This is a genomic window from Seonamhaeicola marinus (assembly GCF_008085455.1).
Map to the genome: position 1 here is coordinate 1 of NZ_VSDQ01000776.1, position 596 is coordinate 596.

General features: G+C 27.2%; 1 protein-coding gene. It reads right to left on the minus strand.

What is annotated here, in order from left to right; all coding sequences use genetic code 11:
- Nucleotides 1–125: 125 nt before the first annotated feature.
- Complete coding sequence (locus tag FUA24_RS23480; RefSeq protein ID WP_147136645.1) at nucleotides 126–437, minus strand: hypothetical protein; 312 nt, start codon at nucleotides 435–437, stop codon at nucleotides 126–128.
- Nucleotides 438–596: the final 159 nt, after the last annotated feature.

Here is a 596-nt window from a genome sequence, read left to right on the forward strand (position 1 = left end):
GTGGCGGAATTGGTAGACGCGCTGCCTTGAGGGGGCAGTGTTCTTAAGAACGTGGAGGTTCGAATCCTCTCGTGTGCACAACATTAAATTAAAAAGGGTAGATTTAAAATCTACCCTTTTCTTTTTTATAATAAAGCTACTTTTACAATAACCCAAACATCATAATACTCATCAAATTCATCTTTTTCAGATTCTATTTTGTAGGTAATATTAAAAACTTTACCATCGTATTTTTTGCTTGTTAAATCATAGGTTTTTAAAATACTTTCGTCAATTTTTTCAAATGAATAGTATTTTTCATCATCTTCACTATCTGTAAAATAGTAAGTACCATCTTCATAACCATCAAAAATAGCTTTTGCTGTTTTTAAATCTTGTGTAGTGTTTGTGTTTTTAAAAGATATTAATGCTAATAATAAAATGCAAATTGTTTTCATTGTTTAAAAAAATTAATTGTTAAATAAATATGTAATGATAACTACCAACCCTAATTATTTAGAGCTAGATTTTTTAATACGGAATTACTAATTAAGCCTATATTCTAACAGGTATTAAAAGTAATTTATGATTTAATAGAATAGGAAATATGGTTACAC